This is a genomic window from Pseudomonas sp. Lb2C2 (genome assembly GCF_052112205.1).
Lineage (GTDB): Bacteria > Pseudomonadota > Gammaproteobacteria > Pseudomonadales > Pseudomonadaceae > Aquipseudomonas > Aquipseudomonas kilonensis.
On sequence record NZ_JAUTYW010000007.1, the window covers coordinates 389150 to 404067 of the forward strand.

Consider the following 14918-nt stretch of genomic DNA (forward strand, 5'->3'; position numbering starts at 1 on the left):
TCAGCGGGCCGCCTGAATGATCGCCATGTCGATATCCTTGAAGCCCTTGATCGTGTTGGTCTGGGCGTTGCGGAACACCGTGTAGGAGGAAAACGCGGTCTGGTAGGCCGCCAGCTTTCCAGGGTCCGAGGCATCGAGCTTGAGGTCCTCCAGCGCTTGATCCAGTGCATCTTTAAGGCCTTGGGCGCCACGCTCGAACGCAGCCGCCTGCTCTCCGAGAAAGTCATCGGGGAATTGGGGAAACATGATCGGGATACCAGTATCAGCCATACGTCACCTGCTCTGTTTGTTGGAAAAATGCCAGGACGAGGGGCTCGTCTTGACGTAGCCCTGGGGGCCGGTTTGAAACGACTTGCCCTTGAGCGCGTCGTCCTTGAGCTCGACAGTGAAATGCACGTAGCGATCACCCCACTGCCGGTAAAAACGCTCGACATACTGGCGAGCGGCAGCCAGCTCGGCATCCTGCAGGTTGCCCTCGATAGCGAACGCGACCGCGTCTTCGTGTTCGAGCCGGCTGAAGGTCAGTGCCAGACGTTGCAACCCAGCCTGCGCAACAGCGGCCAACAGCGCGTCATCCTGCCTCTGCACCACCACGTCGCGGGCATAAGGCGCAGCCGCGAGCAAGGTATCGAGCAGCTTGGCCTCCTTGTCGGGCGTGAGCAGATTGCGTTGTGCGCTGAGCAACAGGCGCGGCACCGACGGATCCTTGAGGTCCAGGAAATGCCAAGCCAGCTGCGGATCATGGTCGACCAGCAGTTGCTCCAGCCGGCGACGCTCCTGGTCCAGCAGCAGTACCTCGCTGTTCACGCGGGCGTGACGCGTCAGCACCTGCCGGCTCCAACCGGCATCGCGTTCGGAAGACACAAAGACATAAACCGCCTCATCACGACCGCGCAGTACCTGGACCGGCGCACTGGCGCCGGCAATCAACGCACGAATGTCGGTTTCAGGTGACGGCCCCGGCATCGACCAGAGGCTGACCGCGGTGACCAACACAACCAGCGCCAGAGCACCGGCAATCCAACGGGTCCAATGGACACGCCATCCTCTGAACGCGGCGGCATTGCACGGGCTATCTGCCGGAGCGAGGCACTCGGGCGCCCAGGATTGATCTGCTGGACGCAAGGCCACTTGCAACCCGCCGAGTTGCATACGAGCCTGGAAGACGCAGTGACGAACTTCGACCGAATCGCCAAGCAAGCGCAACGGCACACCGTCCGGCGTGGCCTGGTCGGCCAATACCTCGAAATTGCAGCCACCTTCCTCCAGGGGGATGAAGATCGTATCCGCCGGCACGCTGGCAACACGTGCGCCGTCCCCCAACACCTCCACTGCCCCGACGACGAACAGGGTCGTGCCCTCGCCGAGCGGGAATTCGCAGCCCTGCAACGGACCGTTGAGGATCCGCAGCATGCAGGGCTGTAGCGTGGGGGCCGTCGGGACTGTCACCGTCCAAACTCCAGGAAGGTCGAATGAGCAGGTAGGTTAGAAAGGCTGGCCGCAGGATTCCTGATCCAATTCTGCCGATTGCGTCCTGCATAGGATCAGAATCCTCAGCCAGCCCTTGTTCACGGCGCCCTCATTCCCGGGCCTGGGTCAACACCTGGTAGCGCTGCCAGACTTTGCGCGCATAGCGCAGCCGCGCAGCTTGACGATGGGGGGAATTGCCGGCGTTATAGGCGCCGACCGCCGTCCAGTTGTAGCCATAGCGGGCGATAAACCCGGCCAGCACCGATGCCCCGACTTCCACCGACAGACAAGGCTCCTCCAGCAGGCGCTGTTCGGTGATGCCCTCGGCACCGAGGCGCGACAGGTGAATGCTGTTGATCTGCATCAGCCCGATATCGCGGGTGCCATTGCGGTTGTGGTTGATTGCATCTGGCTTCAGCCCGGATTCGACATCGGCAATCGCTTGCAGCAGCTCGGGCTCGATGGCATGCAATTGCCCCGCCTTGCTCCAGCACCAGGCGTGCGCCTGGGACATGCCTAACCCCAGGCCAAGACACACCGGCACGCATAACCAGGTTTTCCGGCGCCGCTTCATGCCAGGCGCCTCTCGCTGATCCAAGTCAGCTGTTCATGAATGCGCACCCGCAAGATCTGCGCCCGGACACAACCCGGATCCTGCTCCAGGCACTGGTCGATCATGTGCGCCGCCTGCTCGTTGCGCCGCCAGAACCAGTGATGCCAGGCGTGAAAGTACAGCACGTCAGCCTGATCGGCCGACAACAGGCAGCGCCGGAACAACACCTGCGCCGCCTGCTCGCAGCCGCGCAAACTGGTGAGCAACGCCAGGCGCGTCAACGCCGGAATGCTGCCGGGGTCCAGGGCCAAGGCACTGGAAACCGCCGAATGCGCTTCGTCGATTGCGCGTACCGGGTCGCCCAGGCCCATCAACGCTTGCCCCAGCCACACATCGGCCAAACCACACCAGGGTGGTGCATACCCGGCATCGAGCTTCACGCACTGCCTGAACAGCACAAGGGCATCGCGCAGGCTTTGCACCGTGTGCTGCTGCACACTGCACAACCCATTGAGATAGGCCACCGCCACCGCATACGACCCACAGCGCTCACCGACCGGACGCAACCCGGGTACGCGTTGGGCAACCAGGCAGGTCAACACCCCAAGCGCCTCCCCGAGGTCACCGGCGTCCAGCGTTTGCCCATGCAGCAAGGCCTGGTCGCGGCCATGAATCAACTCCACTGACCAATGTCGCTGCTCGCCCGAGCCGATAAAGCGCCCGCTCAAACAATAATCCGCCGACAACCGCCCAGCCAACGAACGCACATCGTCTGCTGCCCCGCAGACTGCGATTACCCCCGAGGGAATGACGTGCAACGCCTCGCCGAACGCCGTGGTGAGTTGGCGGATCATCAGATCCTGCAAATCCAGCGCGGCAGTCTCGTCCAGATTGCGAAAAGGCAACACAGCCAGTGAGGGCGCCACCGCTCTCGCCTGGCTCGGCACCTCGAGTTCAACCACAGAACCGGTGAATCGATAACCCTGGCCGTAAATCGTCGCAATGTAATCCTTGTTCTCCTTGAACAACTTGCGCAACGCGTAGATACAACGGGTCAACGACTCCTCCGCCGTATCCATCCGCGGCCAGACCTGGTCCAGCAAATAATCCTTACTGACGACCGTACCCGCTGACTTCAGCAACAGGCGTAGTACGTGCAGTTCTTTGGGTGGAACATGAACTCCTTGTCCATCTCGCATCAGCGTTCCATCGCTTTGCAATAGCCAGTGGTCAAAAACGAATGACTTCACCAGCGTTTGATCAGTTGTACTGTCCATACTCTGAGGTTTCTCTATAGAAAGTTACTGAAGCGCGATTGAGCCTGTGGGTAACAGGCTCGGGATGGCGAGCTGCGTGACTATAGGAAGATGCGTAGAGGGATTCCGTAGGGTGTTGAATGTTATTGACGTAGGAAACCACGACCAGAATCGTAGGAATGAATCCAATAGAATCAAGGTATAAAACCTAAGCGCACTGGGAAGGGCGAACAAAAACTTAAACGTCCCGCACCACGGAATCGAATATATCCTGCACCGTCCGCCACTCCCCCACCTCATCTTCGGACAATTCAACACCGAAAGCGTTATTCACTTCCAGGACAAGCTCAACCAAATCCGTGGAATCGATATACAGGTCCTCGACCAACCGCGAACCGCCTCCAACGACTCGACCACCAAGAGAAATACCAGCCACCAATGACTTGATGATCAGCTGAATACTTTCAAGCCGATCAACTGGACTTCCTGACATTTTTCTTTCCTAAAAAACAGGCGTGAAAAACACACACCTAGCCAGATTAAACATCACTACTTTTACTCAACTTCAGAAATTCAACATCGCTCTCAACATATCCGCATACTGATTCAAATGCGCCGATAACGTCTTGTTGAAATTGTCATGATAAGAATTGGCATTCGAGTATTTCTGCGTGAAGGACTGCAGCATGTTTTTCATGCGTTCCTCTTGAGCGTTGATACCGCTTTGCCAGGCGTTGAATTTGGCGGTATCCCAGGTCACCGTGCCGCTGGGCGGCAAACCGTCTTTCATCCTATGGAGCGGGCCTGTATCAATGACGACGCACCAGGTGCCATCGGCGTTTGGCTTGAGGCACTGCGGGGGCAGGCCCAGTGCAATACGCCACTTCTCGGCTTCGTCCCTGCCGACCCCGTCGTCACCCGGTTTGGGGAAAAGAACAGAGTCAGGATTAGGATGGGTGTATTTAGCGATCAGGTCAGTCAAGGCGGCGAACAATGCGCCCGCATTCAACTTGACCTCCTTGCCGTCGCTCGTGCCTTCGATCCAGTTCTTCATCATTCCAGTGATTTGGGCGTTGAAATCGGCAAAGAAGTCAGAATAGGCCGAAATGACGTGTTCATAACCGGCCAGGTAGCCGTTCTTGATCAGGTCGATCAGTTCGAGCAGTTTTTCGAAGAAGTCATTCGATGAATTTATCGTCGCATCCAGAGCCTCGGCGATCTCAAGAGGCTTCTTCTCTTCCAGATGTGCTCGGATGGCGTGCAGGCTTTTGCTTTGTTCGTCATTGAGCGGCTGGAGCTGACTTTTATCCAAAAGCCCTGCGCTCTGGCTATGGGTCATCACAGCGCAACATTGGCGAAATTGCAGCGCCCACATTTCCGAGCGGATCCGCTTGGCGTGGGTCTGTTCGACAAAGTCTGCAAGGTTGACTTTTTCCGCGCCCTCGGCAATCAGCTCCTTGGCTATCAGGGTGATCCCCGATGAACAAACGAGCCCGCGCTCTAGATGACGATTGAGCTGCTTTACCGAACGCTCCAACGACTCCGTCGGGTTGAACATTGGTGCAACTGCCGTGGGTATTTCAGGTGGAGTCGGTGCATGGTCTGCAAGGGGGACGTCGGTCAGTGGCTGGCTTGTTGTTGATGTAGAACCCTGAATATTCATCTCGTTAATCCCTCAAGCCGTCATGCCACGAACAACATCACTGCGCGATTGAAACAGCTGCATCACCAGCTCCATTATTTTCTGCAACAGCGCCGCGTCGGCCGCGTCTTTCTGGCCGGCTTCATCGGCCAGGCTCTTCTGGCTGCTCTGCGCACTTTGCATCAGCACCTCTTTCTCCCGCGCGGCATGCTCGGACAGGCGCACCAGGTTCGCCACCACCTGGCTCAGGTTCGTGGACATGGCACTCAGTGCACGGCCGGTTTCCAGTTTCCTTTCGATCCCCTTGCTGCTCATCTGGCTCAGCCAGTCGGAGGTCTGCCCGACCTTCTGAGCCCTGAGGATTCGCTTGTCGAACCAGGCGTTCTCCTGATCGGTCAATACCGACCCCTTGGGTTGGAACGTACTGACTTTCGTATGACCGGATTTATCGAAACTGTCGAATGCATAGACCTCTTTTGGGTCCCAGTGCTCACGGTTACGACCCAGCTTGAGGTCGCGTTCGATATTGCCGGCATCCATCGCGTTACGCCTATGCAGGTCGATGTCCGCATGCTTCAACGCCTGGCCCTGGAAAGTCTTGAGCATGGCGAACCCGGCGATAACGCCGGACACCACTGCGGCGGTAATGGCGCCGTACAGCGCTGCCTTGCCCGACTCGACAATGGCCGCGCCTTGGGCCTTGGCGGCATCGGAGGCCATGACGTTGAAATGACCACGCAGTTGCGCGTTGACCACTCGCGCAACATTCAACGCAATGATCACCGACACCAACACGTTGACGTGTTTCTCCCAGGCGCCTGGGTCAAAGATCAGCTCGTTGCGCACCTCATCGCTGAGCATCATCGAAGCGGCCAGGAAGTCTTGCCAGTCCGAATCGGTGGGCTGGTAGGCGTTGATCTGACGCTCGAGCTCCGCCGCCGAGGGCGCTGGGACGGTGGTTTTTTGGAGCACTTGCTGTGCGGTGATGTTGTCGAGGCTCGAGCCCGTCACTGACTTGCGTTTCGAAAACTGTTCCTGGGCGACTAATTCGCTCAGCCCCGCGTCGTTGCTCAGCTCGTGGGCAATGACAACCGGAGCCATCCTGGTCGTAACGTATTGGGTCATCGTAGATACCTGTTAGCGGTGAAGTTCAAACATGCCGAGCCATTAGCAGGCTGACGGAATGGCTGCGCTGCATGTCAGCGAAGAGCTGTTCGATCTGGCGGGTTCGCTCACGCATCGCCTGGCCGTAGTCGTCGACCACCTGGGTGAGGTAGGCGCTGATTTCTTCGCTGATCGCCATGCGTACACGCACATCGGCCAGGTGCACGGCAGCCTGGGCCTGGTGCTGGCCGCTTTTTATTTGCAACCCGCCTTGCACCGCCACGTTGCCGAACTCGGTGACAGCCTGGGCGATCTCCAGGTTGGCGGCATAACGGGCCAGCAATACCGGATCGGCGCCGTTGGTGATGAACCCACGCAACTGCGTGAGCATCTGGGTCAACGTGTTGCCGACCGAAGTAGCCACTTGCTTCATCGCTTGCATCGCGGCGGGCGCGGCCTGGGCGACCACCGACGCCAGTTTCGAGGCGACGGCACTGACCATCGGCCCGATCACCTGCGCCCCGACAATGGCCACCAGCGCCACGGCGGCCAACGTCGAAACGATGCCTTGGATCATGCCGGCGATCTGCCCGATTTCCTTGGCCTTGTCTTCATCAACGCCCAGCTCTATCAGCAATTGGGTGTAGAGCTCGCTGAACCGCTTGATGGCTTCCTGCATGACGACGGTCAGCGGTTTCATGGCTTCGGCCATGAACGACTTGCCGGTTTTTTCCTCCACCACCACATCAGCAATCATGACTCCCGCGCCAACCACCCCTATCACGATCAGCGGCAAGTTAGCGGTCATGACCCCGGCAACGATGGTCGCGACGGTCAATATCGCCCCGATGATCTTGCCGATGCAGCCCATGGTTTTTTGCAGTGCTTCGGCCTTGCGGACTTCTTCCAGGTATTTATCCGACTCACGCTGCATGTGTTCCTGCAGCCTGGCTTGCAGCTCCTGGAAAAGCTCCTGGCTGAGCTCTTCTTTGTGCTGCGCTGATTCGCCGAGCAGTTCGATGATTTTCAAGCGATTGAGCAACGCCAGCGCACTGCTGCTGAGGGCCTTTTCATCGGTGTCCTTGATGGCGGAACCGTTGACGCTGGACTCCTGCATTTTGGCGACCACGGCAGTGACTGTTCTGGCACAGGCGTTGGCGACCTCGATCAGTTTCAGGTGCGCAGCCGTTGCTGTTTGCAGGGTTTGGGTATGGCTCGCCAAGTCGCCTCTGAGTTGGTCGCGACGCGCCAGCTCCTGCGCATACTCAGGTGATTCAGGGTCCAGTTGCGCCAGCCGCGCTTCGCTTTCTGCCAGCAACCCCTGGAAATGCAGGACCCGTTCCTGTAACTGATCGAGGTGTTCCTGGCCGCTTCCAACATTGCCCTCGGCCGCCGCCATGGCCTCGACGGCAGCGGTGTATTGCGCCGACAGGTTTTGATGGGCCTGCTGCCTGGCGCCGGCCATGCTCTGCAGCATCGCCAGGCGGTTTTTCAGTTTCTTGACGTCGACCTCGCCGATCAGCTCACTGATCATCGCCATCAATAACGTGAACAGATCGCCGTTGGTTTCCTGTTTGTTGCCATCGGCGCGCGGCGCTGGCGGGTGCAGCACAGGCCGGCCCGTACTGGTGGCGGGCGGGCAGTTGTGACCTTCGTACGTCACTGACATCAGGTCTGCCAGCGCTTTCTGGCCGGCCTCCTGATAATCCACGGTCCTGGCGGCCTTGCTGGCAGCCGCACCATATTTTTCAAAGGCCTCGCTGCGGCTCATTGCGCCCTGGAATGCGGGGCTTGCGGTGTTTCTGATTTCACTCATGTTCAGTCCTCCGAACATTGCTGTTCCATGTGAGCCAGGGTGTCGAGATACACCTTGGCCTGCTCGCGCAGATCGTCTTCCGTGGCTTGTTCAAGCACGTATTCGAAACACAACCGGGCCTTGCCGACCTTGCCCAGGGCCAGATGGCACTGGCCGGTGTACAACATTGGCCGGTAGTCGTTCTTGCCCTGGGCAAAAGCGATCGCATAAAGGTCGATCGCCTTTTGGTGGTTTTGCTTGAGCTGGTGCACCGCAGCCAGTCCCATCCAGTAATGGCTGTTGTAGAAGTCGTAGATGCACAGGAAGTGAAAGAACTTCTCGGCATCATCCAATCGCCCCTGTTCATAGAACTGGAAGGCGAAGGCATAGAGACTGCCCATGTGCTCGTCGCTGATGCCTTGCACGTCTTTCAACGCCGCACCACCGAGCACTGCATCGACGACTTCCAGGGCCACCTGCTCGTCTTGTTTGTTATCGCGATTCATCAGCCACACTCCTGAAAAAACGCCAGCGTCGCTGACCGATGCATTGAGCCAAAACGCCGACAGGCACGCTGCCAAATTGCGCTCATGCTGCGGTGCAACGAAAAAACCAGATCGCCCTTGTGGCGAGGGAGCTTGCTCCCGCTGGGCTGCGCAGCAGCCCCTCCAAAAGGCCACTCAATCCACCTGAAACATCGCGTCGCCAGGCTTTGGGGCCGCTTCGCGCCCCAGCGGGAGCAAGCTCCCTCGCCACAAGGGCTGTGCCTGGCTTTGCTTGGCTTCACGCCTGCTCAACCTGCTCAAGCCAGATCAGCAACCGCAGCACCTCCTCGACTTCCTGCACTTGGAGGAAGCTGTAGCGCTGGTGGGTCTTGAAGATGCGGCGGGCCAAGGCGATGTCGTTGATCACCGGCACCCCCACTTCCTTGGCGTAGGCCCGAACCGCCTGGGCGCGCTGGTTGGTTTCCATCAGGGAGATAAACGGCAGCAAGGTGATCTCCGGGCGGAAATACACGCCGATGGCAATGTGGGTGGGGTTGGCGATGATCATGCGCGAGCTACGCACATCGGACTTGACCTGCTCCGACAACAGCTCCATGTGCAAGTCGCGGCGACGGCCCTTGATCTGCGGGTTGCCGTCCTGCTCCTTGTGTTCACGCTTGACCGAATCCTTGTCCATCATCTGGTCTTTCATGAACAGCCAGTATTCGCTGAGGGCATCGAGCACGACGATCAACAGGACGCAGGCCAGGAACGCCAGCACCAGCACCAGCAACAAATGCCCCCAGATCGCGAACAACGCCGGCGCCTGGGCGAACAGTTGGGCGAACAGCAATTGCCGCTGGGTAAGCCAGACAATCCACAGTGCCATGGCGAAACTGCCCAGGTACAACAGCGCCTTGAACGTGTCCTTGACGGTGCGCAGGCTGAACAGTTTCTTGAAGCCATTGACCGGGTTCAAGGCGCCCAGATTCAGTTTCAAGGCTTCGCTGGCCAAGGCAAAACCGCTTTGCAGCAAGGCCGGCAACGCACTGGTCAGCACGCACACCAGCAACAGCGGCAGCAACACCTTGAGGCCAAGCAGCACCAGCATCGCCGAGTAGGCTTGCAGTTCAGCGTCGAAATCGCTGGCGATGATGCGCCGGTAGACCTCCATGATCTCGCTCAACGAGCTGTTGAAGACCATGTAGGTGATACCGCACAGGGTCAGGCAGGTGATGACCAAGTCCTTGGCCTTGAACGTCTGTCCTTTGCGCGCGGCATCCCTGAGGCGCTTGGCGGTGGGTTTTTCAGTCTTCGAGGCGCTGGATGACATCTCCGCCCTCCCCGCCATCCAGATACTGCGCCAAGCCGTCGGACAACATGCCCATGCGCAGCACTTCGTCCGGCAGATGCACGCCGAAATACAGCATCAAGACCACCAGCGCCACCAGGCTCTTGACCGTCAGCGACACCGAAAAAGCATTCATTTGCGGCGCATACCGCGAGAGCAACCCAAGCAGCGCCTCGCTGACCAGCAAGGTCGCCACCACCGGCGCACTGATGACCAGGGTCTTGCTCACCAGTGCATCGAGCAATGAATAGAGTGCAGGCAGGTGCAGCTCACAACTGCTCGCTGGCGCGCAAAGGCGATAACTGTGGCCGACGGTTTCGAGCATCAACACCAGGCCGCCACCTTCGAGATAAACCGCCGCGGCAAACAACTGGAGAAAATTCGCCAACTCCGAGGTGTCGACACCGTTGGCCGGGTCCACCGTGCTACTGAGCATGGCCCCGCGCTGGTTGTCGATCAGGTTGCCCATGGCATGCAGCACCCAGAACGGCCAGCCCAGCAGCACGCCCAGCAGCACACCGATACCCGCCTCACGCAGCACCAGACCGAGGAACGCCACGCTGTCGAGGGCTGGCGTAGGCACGCCGACGTAGCGCCAGAAGCCCAGCGCCACCAGCACAATCACCGCCTGGCGCGCGACGCCGGTCAACACGCTGCTATTGAGAAACGGCAACATGAAAAAAATCGGCGCCAGACGCGCCACGCCCAACACCGCCGCAGCGAACCAGGCGTACAGCTCGAAAAACAACGCCACCGACATCGGCCTAACTCAACGCCAGGCGAATGACTTCACGACTGAAATCCAGCAAGGTTTCGCCGTACCAGCCCGAAAGCAGGAACAGGCACGCCGCCACCGCCAACAGCTTGAAGCCGAACGGCAGCGTCTGCTCCTGCAGCTGCGTCACGGTCTGGATCAACCCGACCACCAGACCGACCACCGTGGCGACGATGATCGGCCAGGCCACCATCAGCAGAATCAGGTACAGGGTTTTGTTGCCGGCATAGACCAGATCGTTCATCGGCGCACCTAGGCCAGCAAGGTCAGGTATTGCTTGGCCAGCCCGGTCGACAGCAACGCCCAGCCGTCCAGTGCGACAAACAACACCAGTTTGATCGGCACGGAAATGATCACCGGGCTCATCATCATCATGCCCAGCGCCAGCAGGATGCTGGAGATCACCAGGTCGATGATCACAAAGGGCAGGTACAGATAGAAGCCGATCTTGAAGGCACTTTTGATTTCACTCAGCGCATAGGCCGGCAACAGCGAAAACAGCGAGGCCTCAACCTCTTCATCGGCAGGCAAGCCCGCGTCGGTTTCATCCTGGAACGCCTGGGCCCGCTCGAAAAACTGCGCCAGCTCCGGATCGGTGTACTTGCGCAGGTACTCCTTGTAGCTGCCCAGGCCGTTCTCGGCGAAGTCCACCACCGACTCGATGTCGGTAAAGGTCACCGCCTCGCGCTTGTAGTAGTCATGGCCCTGCTTCATGACCGGCGTCATGACGAAAATCGCCAGCATCAGGGCAATCGCATTGAGCGCCATGTTCGATGGCACCTGCTGCAGGCCCAATGCGTTGCGCACGATGACGAAGACGATGGAGAACTTGATGTAGCAGGTGCCCGCCGCCACCAGGAACGGCAGCAGCGAAGCGAACGCCAGCAGCGCAATCAGCGAGACGTCATTCATCGAGGCTGGCTCGATAGACCTTGAACACTTCGACCCCCAACTGGCCGTCCAACTGCACCAGTTCCCCCCGGGCCACCGGCTTGCCGTTGGCGCGCACCTCGATGTGCCGCGCGGCATCTTCGGCCAACGGGATCAGTTGCCCCTCGATGATGCGCGACAGGGTTGCCAGGTCGGTTTGGTGGGTGGCGAGCAGGAATTCCAGGCGCACCGGCAGCGCGCCCAGGTCGATGGCCGCGCCGGACTCCGGCGGCTGCTCTGGATCGGCATCGGTCACGGTCGGTTGCATGTGTAGCCCCTCTTGGGTAAAGGTAAAAGTGCCAAGACAACGGTCGGCCAGACAGCACCACTGAGTTCGCTGGACGATGCGCAGGACATCGCCCTCATCCAGGCGCAGTCGACTGGCAAGACTCAAGTGGCTGAAGCCGAGGAGCAGTTCCAGGCGCAATGGCAATGCATCCAGCCATGAGCCGACGCCCCAGCGTTCGCCGGCAACGGATACCGGCGGCAATTGCAGCAACCACACCCGTCCCCGAGGGGTGTCGAGCCATGGCAGGTCGTGGGTCGGCAATCGCTCTGGGGCGACGCCTTCGATGTCGGACAGCGCCCGGTAGTGCAGCTCATCCACTTCCAGCAACAAGGGGCGCGGCGCGGCGCGAAACAATCCGAGGACATTCGTCCACGACGTTTCGCTCGTCAGCAAAGACCGCAACTGTGGAAGCGCGCAATGCAGCCAGTCATGGGCCGCGATCAGCCCTTGCCAGTCGCCGCCGTCACCCTGGGCGCAAAACCGCAAATAGCCGGAGCGCTCTGGCACCCGACCCAACCCCGCATCGCGCCCGGCACGCCGCCAGCGTTGAATCGCCTGGGCCTGGGCATGCGCCAGAGGGTCGACCCGGCGTAGCTGCAACGCGCTCATGCCGGACGCTCGCCCTGTTCGTCCTGCTCCTCATCCGGCGCCTGCTGCGAACCCTGGCGCGGCTGCTCACCGCCACTGTCAGTCAAGCGCCAGGCGGGCTCCCGGGCCAGCTCGAAAGGTGCCTTGAGTTGCTCGAACACCAGGGCATTGCTTGGGCTGAGCGTCAGGTTCCGAGTGGGCTCTTCAGGCAGCCGGCTGATCGTGATCTGTCCACTGGCGGCCCCTCGACTGAACGGTATTTGCAGCAAGCCCCGGCCCGTGTCCGGCAAGGCCTCGACCATGCACTCAAGTGCTGGCGACAGCGCTGGTGCAGGCAGGGCCGCCGGTGCAATCGGTGCCCCATGACGCGTGCCCTGAAAGCTCAACGGCGCTGAGGACAACTGTTCGTCGATACGGGGGGCCGACCGTGCATGGGGAACAATGACAGGGTCCAGTGGCAGCGGCTCGATCGACACCCCATCCCTCGGCGCTGTGGCTTTATCGATGACAGCAACAACAGGCTCCAGGCGTTGCGGTGACGGACGTTGCGGTAACGGACGCTGTGTGGGCTCGCTGAACAGCGGTCCTGCCTGAGGAAAAGCCATCGTTTCCCGGGCCGCCAATCGCCTGCCATCGGCTTCAACCGCCCGCGTTTCCCGGGCAATCGGCTGCGCCTCATCACGATCGAGCGCCTGCGTTTCCTCCCCCACGCTCATCGCCTGCCAGGCCAGCACACGGGCGGTTTCCATCAGGGGCCGCTGTTGCCCAACCAGCGCAACCACAAGGTCCAGCACGCCTTGCGGCAGCTCATCCTCCGGCACCGGGACGAGCAGATCTTGCAGCTCATCCAGCGGGCCTTCGTCGACCGGCTCCAGAGCGTGAATCGGACGGGTTGGCGGCACACAGACCTCTTTCATCGCCGAACTCCAATCAACTCTTCCAGCTCTCGTTCTTCGCGGCGCACCGCCTCCAACCGTTGTCCACGCAACAGCTGCTGAACAGAGCGCTCATACTTGTCGTGTTTGCGTTGCAGCCCGCGCAGTTGTTCGCGCTGCACCTGCAGCTGTTGCTCGACCTGCCGGCGCTGCTGATCCACGCGGTCACGTTCGACTCGCAGCAGATCAATGCGCCGGCGGATGACCGCCTGGGTTCGCAACAGCGCCACCAACTGCCCGTGATCCAGCACACAGTCATTGGCCCGATGGCTGCTCAACAAACGTTGCAGCGCAGCCTCCTGTTCCTCGAAACCGGACTGTTCCTGCAACAGCGGCTGCAACTGACGCTGGACACGCAACAGCGCCTGCTCGCCGCGTTGCCGACGAAACTGACTGAAGGCCAGCAGGCGCCGTCGATCAAGCAATGAGTTCATGCAGGCTCCGCAAGGTTTCATCCGGTTCAACGCATTGATCCGTCGGCTGGCGCAGCCACTGGCTGAGGGCTTCGCGACGTTGCAGCGCGTGGTCATTGGCCGCGTCCACGCCCGGGCTGTACTCGCCCATGTCGAGAAACACCTGCAATTGTTCAAGGCGTGCCAGAGTGTCGCGAGTCGCGGCCGCCAGTTGCCGAAGCTGTGGCGAGGTGACTTGCGTCGCCACCCGGCTGACGCTGCGCAAGACATCGATGGCCGGGTAGTGCCCCTTGGCGGCCAGGGCCCGGCTGAGGTAGACGTGGCCGTCGAGAATGGAGCGAATCTCCTCGGCAATCGGGTCCGGCTCGTCGTCACTTTCCAACAGCACCGTGTACCAGGCGGTGATGCTGCCCGACGCGGTCACGCCCGGACGTTCGAGCAGGCGCGGCAAGGCATCGAACACCGAGGCTGGATAACCACGCCGCGCCGGTGCTTCACCGGCCGCCAAGGCCAGGTCGCGGCGAGCGCGGGCGTAGCGCGTCAACGAGTCCAGCAACAGCACCACGCGCCGGCCCTGGTCGCGAAAATACTCAGCAATGGTGGTGGCTTGCAGCGCCGAGTTGCAGCGATCCACCGAGGAAAAGTCCGACGTGGCGTACACCACCACGCAACGGTTGCACATGGGCGATTGGCGCAAATGCTCGATGAACTCGGTCACTTCGCGCCCGCGCTCGCCAATCAGGCCAATGACAAAAACCTCCGCGTCCGTGTGCTCGATCAGCATGTTGATCAGGGTGGTTTTACCGGAGCCGGCGGCGGCAAAAATGCCGATGCGCTGGCCGACACCGCAGGTCAGCAAACCGTCGATGACGCGAATGCCGGTGCGCAACGGCTCCACCACCGGCCGCCGTTGCTGATACGACGGCGGGTCGGCATCCACCGGACAGTCCCGTTGGGCGACCGCCGTCGACGGCGCCAGGCGTTCGACGATAACGCCTTGGGGATCAACCACACTGCCGAGCAAGGCATCACTGCAGGTCAGTTGCAGGGTCGAGCCGGTGGGCACGATCATCGACTCCCGGGACAAGCCTTTCGCCTCGCCCAGCAAACTGAGCAGCACCGCGCCAGGCTTGAAGCCGATGACCTGCGCCCTGGCGGCGACGTGGGGCGAACGCCAATGCCGGCGCACCTCACAGATTTCGCCCACCACCACCTCGCTCAGTGCGGCTTCGATCAATGGGCCGCTCAAACGCAGGGGGTGGGCCGCCAGTCTTTCCAGACGCAGGCTCATCGACGTAGGCTTCGCAGCAGCGTTTCGGTGGCCAGTACCAA

Annotated in this window: 17 protein-coding genes; all 17 read right to left on the reverse strand. The window is 60.5% G+C overall.

What is annotated here, in order from left to right; translation table 11 throughout:
• The 17 genes from sctF to sctN all read right to left on the reverse strand — a co-directional run bounded on the left by sctF (position 1) and on the right by sctN (position 14877).
• Positions 1 to 270 (reverse strand): type III secretion system needle filament subunit SctF, encoded by a 270-nt coding sequence (sctF, locus tag Q7F16_RS22820; protein ID WP_046063824.1) that lies wholly within the window; start codon positions 268 to 270, stop codon positions 1 to 3.
• Positions 271 to 273: 3 nt separating this feature from the next.
• Positions 274 to 1449: a PrgH/EprH family type III secretion apparatus protein gene (locus Q7F16_RS22825; protein ID WP_409556919.1), complete on the reverse strand. Its 1176-nt coding sequence runs from the start codon at positions 1447 to 1449 to the stop codon at positions 274 to 276.
• Between the two features lie 130 nt (positions 1450 to 1579).
• Positions 1580 to 2044, reverse strand: coding sequence for a transglycosylase SLT domain-containing protein (locus Q7F16_RS22830; protein WP_046063822.1), 465 nt, complete (start codon positions 2042 to 2044; stop codon positions 1580 to 1582).
• A complete protein-coding gene (locus Q7F16_RS22835; protein ID WP_409556920.1) occupies positions 2041 to 3222 on the reverse strand; it encodes a winged helix-turn-helix domain-containing protein in 1182 nt (393 codons plus the stop codon). Before Q7F16_RS22835 ends, Q7F16_RS22830 begins: the two co-directional genes overlap by 4 nt.
• 295 nt (positions 3223 to 3517) lie before the next feature.
• Positions 3518 to 3772 (reverse strand): acyl carrier protein, encoded by a 255-nt coding sequence (locus Q7F16_RS22840; protein ID WP_409556921.1) that lies wholly within the window; start codon positions 3770 to 3772, stop codon positions 3518 to 3520.
• A gap of 72 nt (positions 3773 to 3844) precedes the next feature.
• Entirely contained in the window at positions 3845 to 4942 is a 1098-nt protein-coding gene (locus Q7F16_RS22845) for an IpaD/SipD/SspD family type III secretion system needle tip protein (RefSeq protein WP_409556922.1), read from the reverse strand.
• Positions 4943 to 4954: 12 nt separating this feature from the next.
• Entirely contained in the window at positions 4955 to 6046 is a 1092-nt protein-coding gene (locus tag Q7F16_RS22850; protein WP_409556923.1) for a cell invasion protein, read from the reverse strand.
• Between the two features lie 25 nt (positions 6047 to 6071).
• Positions 6072 to 7841, reverse strand: a complete 1770-nt coding sequence (sctE, locus tag Q7F16_RS22855) for a type III secretion system translocon subunit SctE (protein ID WP_046063819.1) — start codon at positions 7839 to 7841, stop codon at positions 6072 to 6074.
• Positions 7842 to 7843: 2 nt separating this feature from the next.
• Complete coding sequence (sicA, locus tag Q7F16_RS22860; RefSeq protein ID WP_046063818.1) at positions 7844 to 8326, reverse strand: type III secretion system translocator chaperone SicA; 483 nt, start codon at positions 8324 to 8326, stop codon at positions 7844 to 7846.
• A gap of 277 nt (positions 8327 to 8603) precedes the next feature.
• Positions 8604 to 9638, reverse strand: coding sequence for an EscU/YscU/HrcU family type III secretion system export apparatus switch protein (locus Q7F16_RS22865; RefSeq protein ID WP_409556924.1), 1035 nt, complete (start codon positions 9636 to 9638; stop codon positions 8604 to 8606).
• Complete coding sequence (gene sctT, locus Q7F16_RS22870; RefSeq protein WP_409556925.1) at positions 9613 to 10416, reverse strand: type III secretion system export apparatus subunit SctT; 804 nt, start codon at positions 10414 to 10416, stop codon at positions 9613 to 9615. Before sctT ends, Q7F16_RS22865 begins: the two co-directional genes overlap by 26 nt.
• A 4-nt stretch (positions 10417 to 10420) precedes the next feature.
• Positions 10421 to 10675, reverse strand: a complete 255-nt coding sequence (locus Q7F16_RS22875; protein WP_014337351.1) for an EscS/YscS/HrcS family type III secretion system export apparatus protein — start codon at positions 10673 to 10675, stop codon at positions 10421 to 10423.
• Positions 10676 to 10683: 8 nt separating this feature from the next.
• Positions 10684 to 11343 (reverse strand): EscR/YscR/HrcR family type III secretion system export apparatus protein, encoded by a 660-nt coding sequence (locus tag Q7F16_RS22880; RefSeq protein WP_409556926.1) that lies wholly within the window; start codon positions 11341 to 11343, stop codon positions 10684 to 10686.
• Positions 11336 to 12259: a FliM/FliN family flagellar motor switch protein gene (locus Q7F16_RS22885; protein WP_409556927.1), complete on the reverse strand. Its 924-nt coding sequence runs from the start codon at positions 12257 to 12259 to the stop codon at positions 11336 to 11338. Before Q7F16_RS22885 ends, Q7F16_RS22880 begins: the two co-directional genes overlap by 8 nt.
• Positions 12256 to 13155, reverse strand: coding sequence for a SpaN/EivJ family type III secretion system needle length determinant (locus Q7F16_RS22890; RefSeq protein ID WP_409556928.1), 900 nt, complete (start codon positions 13153 to 13155; stop codon positions 12256 to 12258). The genes Q7F16_RS22885 and Q7F16_RS22890 overlap by 4 nt, the downstream gene beginning before the upstream one ends.
• Complete coding sequence (locus Q7F16_RS22895; protein WP_409556929.1) at positions 13152 to 13607, reverse strand: type III secretion protein; 456 nt, start codon at positions 13605 to 13607, stop codon at positions 13152 to 13154. The genes Q7F16_RS22890 and Q7F16_RS22895 overlap by 4 nt, the downstream gene beginning before the upstream one ends.
• On the reverse strand, positions 13591 to 14877 hold the full coding sequence (gene sctN / locus Q7F16_RS22900) for a type III secretion system ATPase SctN (protein WP_409556930.1): 1287 nt from the start codon (positions 14875 to 14877) through the stop codon (positions 13591 to 13593). The genes Q7F16_RS22895 and sctN overlap by 17 nt, the downstream gene beginning before the upstream one ends.
• Positions 14878 to 14918: the final 41 nt, after the last annotated feature.

What these genes read in the sequence shown, in the direction of transcription:
- sctE (WP_046063819.1), bottom strand. Translation starts at nt 7,841, where the DNA reads ATGAGTGAAATCAGAAACACCGCAAGCCCCGCATTCCAGGGCGCAATG.
- Q7F16_RS22895 (WP_409556929.1), bottom strand. Translation starts at nt 13,607, where the DNA reads ATGAACTCATTGCTTGATCGACGGCGCCTGCTGGCCTTCAGTCAGTTT.
- Q7F16_RS22850 (WP_409556923.1), bottom strand. Translation starts at nt 6,046, where the DNA reads ATGACCCAATACGTTACGACCAGGATGGCTCCGGTTGTCATTGCCCAC.
- Q7F16_RS22845 (WP_409556922.1), bottom strand. Translation starts at nt 4,942, where the DNA reads ATGAATATTCAGGGTTCTACATCAACAACAAGCCAGCCACTGACCGAC.
- Q7F16_RS22885 (WP_409556927.1), bottom strand. Translation starts at nt 12,259, where the DNA reads ATGAGCGCGTTGCAGCTACGCCGGGTCGACCCTCTGGCGCATGCCCAG.
- sicA (WP_046063818.1), bottom strand. Translation starts at nt 8,326, where the DNA reads ATGAATCGCGATAACAAACAAGACGAGCAGGTGGCCCTGGAAGTCGTC.
- Q7F16_RS22880 (WP_409556926.1), bottom strand. Translation starts at nt 11,343, where the DNA reads ATGAATGACGTCTCGCTGATTGCGCTGCTGGCGTTCGCTTCGCTGCTG.
- Q7F16_RS22835 (WP_409556920.1), bottom strand. Translation starts at nt 3,222, where the DNA reads ATGCGAGATGGACAAGGAGTTCATGTTCCACCCAAAGAACTGCACGTA.
- sctF (WP_046063824.1), bottom strand. Translation starts at nt 270, where the DNA reads ATGGCTGATACTGGTATCCCGATCATGTTTCCCCAATTCCCCGATGAC.
- sctT (WP_409556925.1), bottom strand. Translation starts at nt 10,416, where the DNA reads ATGTCGGTGGCGTTGTTTTTCGAGCTGTACGCCTGGTTCGCTGCGGCG.
- sctN (WP_409556930.1), bottom strand. Translation starts at nt 14,877, where the DNA reads ATGAGCCTGCGTCTGGAAAGACTGGCGGCCCACCCCCTGCGTTTGAGC.
- Q7F16_RS22875 (WP_014337351.1), bottom strand. Translation starts at nt 10,675, where the DNA reads ATGAACGATCTGGTCTATGCCGGCAACAAAACCCTGTACCTGATTCTG.
- Q7F16_RS22865 (WP_409556924.1), bottom strand. Translation starts at nt 9,638, where the DNA reads ATGTCATCCAGCGCCTCGAAGACTGAAAAACCCACCGCCAAGCGCCTC.
- Q7F16_RS22840 (WP_409556921.1), bottom strand. Translation starts at nt 3,772, where the DNA reads ATGTCAGGAAGTCCAGTTGATCGGCTTGAAAGTATTCAGCTGATCATC.
- Q7F16_RS22890 (WP_409556928.1), bottom strand. Translation starts at nt 13,155, where the DNA reads ATGAAAGAGGTCTGTGTGCCGCCAACCCGTCCGATTCACGCTCTGGAG.
- Q7F16_RS22830 (WP_046063822.1), bottom strand. Translation starts at nt 2,044, where the DNA reads ATGAAGCGGCGCCGGAAAACCTGGTTATGCGTGCCGGTGTGTCTTGGC.